The sequence below is a fragment of the Albidovulum sp. genome (genome assembly GCF_049646345.1).
Classification (GTDB): domain Bacteria; phylum Pseudomonadota; class Alphaproteobacteria; order Rhodobacterales; family Rhodobacteraceae; genus Albidovulum.
Map to the genome: position 1 here is coordinate 1 of NZ_JBARVQ010000222.1, position 4,397 is coordinate 4,397.

Consider the following 4,397-nt stretch of genomic DNA (forward strand, 5'->3'; position numbering starts at 1 on the left):
GAGCAATTCACCGAAGTGACTTTCGCCAGCGATCAGCCAGAGGGCACGCTTCTGACCGCCACGATCACCGGCCATAATGGCACCAGCCTGACCGCCTGACCTTCTTCTGTTCAAAAATACTCTCAGGGGGTCCGGGGGGCAGACGCCCCCCGGCTTCGCCTCACGCCACGAGCGCAGCGCGGGTCCTGCCGATCATCAGCGCGGCCTCTGCTGCCTCGCGGCCCTTCTGAACGAAATGCGCGCGGTAAATGGCGTTATGATGGTCAGTTTCCTGATACTGGTGCGGCGTTAGCGACACCGAGAGAACCGGCACCCCGGTATCGAGGCCCGCGCGCATTAGCCCGTCCACCACGGCCTGCGCCACGAAGTCATGCCGGTAGATGCCGCCATCGACGACGAAGGCGGCACAGACCACCGCCGCGTAGCGGCCCGAGGCGGCAAGGTCGCGCGCAAGAAGCGGCATCTCGAAAGCGCCGGGAACGTCGAACACCTCGATCTGGCCTGCGGGAATCACCTCCCGGAACCCGACCAGCGCCTGATCGACAATATCGGCATGCCAATTGGCCTTGATGAAAGCAAAAAGGGTGTGTGTCATCTTCGTGATCTCCTTTTCTCAAGCGACACGTCACCCAAGGCGATCACGGGCGAAAACCGCCCCTCGGGGCGGTTCGCGCACGTTCTCTTCCATCCGGACTGTCACCGTCGGCCCCGGCCTCTCACCGGATCTGCTGACCCCCGAAGCAAATCCGGGGCGCTCGCGGGCTCGGGGTTTCCCCCATACCGCCGGTGGGGAATTGCACCCCGCCCTGAGAACGGCGGCAGGGTGGCAGAGGAACGGACCGCAGAAAAGGGCATTGCGACCAGTTCGCCACAAAGATCGAGGGTGAGCCCGAATGACACCCGGAACAGCCGCCGACTCACATCCATTATGCCGAGATCCAGCGGCGATCCTCCCCCGCGCCGCAAGCGCCGCGATCCGGATCAGGCTGAGGCCCCCCCCGGCCAAATGCCCGCCCGGCCTTAGCGCAACCAACACCACCGGATCTCCAGCGGTGGCGCTGCCGTCAACGCGGAGAAACCCTCCTCCGTCTGAACAACAAGCCGCCCCATCCGCCAATCTGCCGAGTGAACCGTCTCAGGTGTCGCAGGGTCCAGTGGACCGTAAGCCGAAGCGGCCTTCCGCAGCGAAGCGCATGAGACGTGAAAGGATGCGGGGCACACGGTTCGGCAGACGGAATGGCCGGAACCATACCCTGCATCGGCGATGCGGGGTCAACGATTGCCTGAGGTTGCCAGGGCAAGTCAAGCGTCTCGGGCTGTCGATCTTCCGGGGCAGGGGTAGCAAAACATCCGCCGTCGTTCAAAGCCGCACGCCTGTCCGTTGGATGCTGACGTCAGACAGGGTGCGCTTCAATGGTGAGACTGGGTTAAAGCGTTTCGGGTTTTCGTTGAGATAACAAGTATCAGAATTCGAGCGAAAAAGTTTCGAAAGCTGATTCAATGTAAACCCGAAACGCTATAGGCGCGGAATCTCAGCAGCCGATTTCCCGCGCGCGTGCCACTGCGGCGCTCAGACCCTCTGCGATGACCCCTGCGATGCCAGCCTGCTCCATCGCGACCAGTCCCGCTGCTGTCGTGCCCGCATAGTCGACCATCGCCTGTACTTCGTCGGCTGGGCTTGGCGCGCCCTGACCCAGCATATGGCCACCCGACAGGAACAACTGACGGATGGCGCGTTCTGCAATCTCAGGTGCGATGCCTTCGGCCACGGCGAAGCGGATCATGCAATCGGCATAGAGTGCCACAAAACCCGGCACCGGCCCGGTCATCGCGGTGAAGTGGTCTAACTGGGCCTCGTCCGTCAGTTCATCTGTCTGGCCGACAGCGGCAAAGAGCGCGCGGACCGTCTCGCGGTCGGCATCGGGAACAGCCGTTGAAGCGATCCACGGCGAATAGGCCAGCCTTTCCGCTGCCGCCGGGCTCGACATTGCCCGCACGATCCTTGCCGCCCCCGTCTCTGCCGCGATCCGGTCGCGGGTGATGCCGGCCATGACCGACACGACCAGCCGGTCGGGCGCATGGATACCGACCTGCCCGAACCCGGCGGGTGGCACCGACAGCAGTACCGTATCGCAGGCATCGGCCAGCGCCAGATTGTCACGCGTCACGGTGATGCCGGGCCAGTCGGCTAATGCCTCCGCCCGCCCCGACCGGGCCGAGATCCACAAGGCCTCCGGCGCAATCGCTCCTGCCGCCAGCAGCCCCCGCGCGATCGCGCTTCCCAACTGCCCGTTGCCGCCGACGATGCCCAATGTGCCTGCGATCCTCATGTCTCCGTCCTCTTCCTGCGCATCTCCATCTGGCCCAGCCGCACATGCCGCAGCACCTCGATCAGCATCGCCGTCATCAATCCCATGGAGAGAAGCCCGTTTGCCGCCGCCATGCCCCCCAGAAGCCGCCAGTCGACCGGCAACAGGATGTCGCCGAAGCCAAGCGTGGTGAAGGCCACGAGCGCGAAATAGACAGAGGCCTCCATCGTCACGAAGATACCAAGCGCGCGGAACGCGAAGGCCCAGACCCAGACCCCCGCCGTCACCGTGCCCAGCACCCAGACAACGGTCAGCGACAGCACCAGCGCCAGTTTCGGCCGGTGCGGTTCCTGCATCAGCCAGCCACGCGTCCGGTTCAGCACAACCTCCAGCGCCCAGAAGGCGAGCCCCGCGATCAGGATCGTCAGCAGGATCAATGCAGTCCCAAGGCCAATCTGGATCAGCATCTGTCGTCTCTCTCCGGTCCTGCCCCGTCTTCCTGTCGGTACAGTGTCGGGACGGATGCCATACAGATGCCATACGCCCGGCAGACGGACAATGGCGCGCCTGACCGGCACATCTGGACTCGGGCCCATACCTCGCCTATCTCTTCCCGACCATGGCCGAGAAATCAGACCCCAACTACAAGGTGATCGCCGAAAACCGCCGTGCGCGGTTCGATTACTTCATCGAGAGCGATCTCGAGGTCGGTATCATTTTGACCGGGTCCGAGGTGAAATCGCTGCGCACCGGCCAGTCCAATATCGCCGACAGCTATGCTTCGGTCGAGAATGGTGAACTGTGGCTGATCAACGGCTATATCGCGCCTTACAAACAGGCTGGTATCTTTGGGCATGAAGAGCGTGCGCGACGCAAGCTCTTGGTCTCAAAGCGGGAATTGTCGCGCCTCTGGCAGGCGGTTGGGCGCGAGGGCATGACGCTGGTGCCGCTGGTCATGTATTTCAACCATCGCGGCATCGTGAAGCTGAAGATCGGCGTGGCCAAAGGCAAGAAGGCGCATGACAAGCGCGAAACCAGCGCCAAACGCGACTGGGGCCGACAGAAACAGCGGCTCTTGAAACAGGGATAACGTCTTGCACCCGCCCGCTTCGCCCGGATAATGCTGGGACATCCATCACAGGGGGCTGCCATGTCCGGGGACGATCCGAAAACGCTGGTGTCGACAGACTGGCTTCAGGCCCATCTGAAGGACCCCGACCTGCGCATCCTCGATGCCTCATGGTTCATGCCGGGCAGTGGCCGTGATGCGAAGGCAGAGTATCAGGCCGCCCATATCCCCGGCGCGCGCTTCTTTGATATCGACGAGATTTCCGACCAGCGCTCTGACCTGCCGCATATGGCGCCGCCGCCGGAAAAATTCGTCAGCCGCATGCGGGCGATGGGGGTGGGCGACGGCCATCAGGTCGTGGTCTATGACGGGTCGGGCCTGTTCTCGGCCGCCCGGGTCTGGTGGAATTTCCGCCTGATGGGCAAGACCGATATCGGGGTTCTGGATGGCGGGTTCCCGAAATGGCAGGCCGAAGGGCGACCGGTGGAGGATATGCCCCCGGTCCTGCGCGATCGCCACATCACCGTCAGCCGTCAGGCGCATCTGGTGAAGGATGTCACGCAAGTCGCCGCCGCTTCCAAGCTGGGTGATTACGAGATCATCGATGCCCGTGGCGCCCCCCGTTTCAAGGGGGAAGAGGACGAGCCGCGCAAGGGGCTCCGCGCCGGGCATATCCCGAATTCGAAAAACGTCCCCTTCCGCGCCGTGCTGAATGGCGACAATACGATGAAGTCCCCGGACGCGCTGAAGAAGGTCTTCGCTGATGCCGGTGTCGATCTGACGAAACCCGCGATCACCACCTGCGGCTCGGGCGTCACCGCCGCGATCCTCTCGCTTGCGATGGAGCGTATCGGCAAGCACGATCACGCGCTTTATGACGGGTCCTGGGCCGAATGGGGCATGTATGGCGATCTGAAGGTCGCCACCGGATAACCGAGGAGCAACGCCATGCTGGGCAACCTGAAACCGCAAGCCGCGGACAAGATCCTGATGCTGATCGGTCAGTACAAGGCCGACCC

General features: G+C 63.3%; 5 protein-coding genes and 1 riboswitch. Of the genes, 2 read left to right on the forward strand and 3 right to left on the reverse strand.

Going from position 1 to position 4,397, the window contains the following annotated elements:
* Positions 1-160 precede the first annotated feature (160 nt).
* From WBB85_RS05375 to WBB85_RS05385, 3 genes are all read right to left on the reverse strand, one after another.
* Positions 161-595 carry a 6,7-dimethyl-8-ribityllumazine synthase gene (locus WBB85_RS05375; RefSeq protein ID WP_432637600.1) on the reverse strand — a complete coding sequence of 145 codons (435 nt, stop codon included), beginning with the start codon at positions 593-595 and terminating at the stop codon, positions 161-163.
* A 77-nt stretch (positions 596-672) separates the two neighbouring features.
* Positions 673-818, reverse strand: a riboswitch (FMN riboswitch).
* A gap of 714 nt (positions 819-1,532) precedes the next feature.
* Positions 1,533-2,330 carry a pyrroline-5-carboxylate reductase family protein gene (locus WBB85_RS05380; protein WP_432637601.1) on the reverse strand — a complete coding sequence of 266 codons (798 nt, stop codon included), beginning with the start codon at positions 2,328-2,330 and terminating at the stop codon, positions 1,533-1,535.
* On the reverse strand, positions 2,327-2,776 hold the full coding sequence (locus WBB85_RS05385; RefSeq protein WP_432637603.1) for an ion channel: 450 nt from the start codon (positions 2,774-2,776) through the stop codon (positions 2,327-2,329). Before WBB85_RS05385 ends, WBB85_RS05380 begins: the two co-directional genes overlap by 4 nt.
* 152 nt (positions 2,777-2,928) lie before the next feature.
* On the opposite strand from WBB85_RS05385, the gene smpB reads away from it, so the two are divergent.
* Together smpB and sseA are read left to right on the forward strand one after the other, a co-directional pair.
* The gene (gene smpB / locus WBB85_RS05390) at positions 2,929-3,399 is read left to right on the forward strand and encodes an SsrA-binding protein SmpB (protein ID WP_432637604.1); all 471 of its coding nucleotides are present in this window, start codon (positions 2,929-2,931) and stop codon (positions 3,397-3,399) included.
* A 60-nt stretch (positions 3,400-3,459) separates the two neighbouring features.
* Positions 3,460-4,311, forward strand: coding sequence for a 3-mercaptopyruvate sulfurtransferase (sseA, locus tag WBB85_RS05395; RefSeq protein WP_432637605.1), 852 nt, complete (start codon positions 3,460-3,462; stop codon positions 4,309-4,311).
* Positions 4,312-4,397 lie beyond the last annotated feature (86 nt).

Excerpts from the sequence above, each read along its gene's own strand:
- smpB (WP_432637604.1), top strand. The coding sequence starts at position 2,929 with ATGGCCGAGAAATCAGACCCCAACTACAAGGTGATCGCCGAAAACCGC.
- WBB85_RS05385 (WP_432637603.1), bottom strand. The coding sequence starts at position 2,776 with ATGCTGATCCAGATTGGCCTTGGGACTGCATTGATCCTGCTGACGATC.
- WBB85_RS05380 (WP_432637601.1), bottom strand. The coding sequence starts at position 2,330 with ATGAGGATCGCAGGCACATTGGGCATCGTCGGCGGCAACGGGCAGTTG.
- WBB85_RS05375 (WP_432637600.1), bottom strand. The coding sequence starts at position 595 with ATGACACACACCCTTTTTGCTTTCATCAAGGCCAATTGGCATGCCGAT.
- sseA (WP_432637605.1), top strand. The coding sequence starts at position 3,460 with ATGTCCGGGGACGATCCGAAAACGCTGGTGTCGACAGACTGGCTTCAG.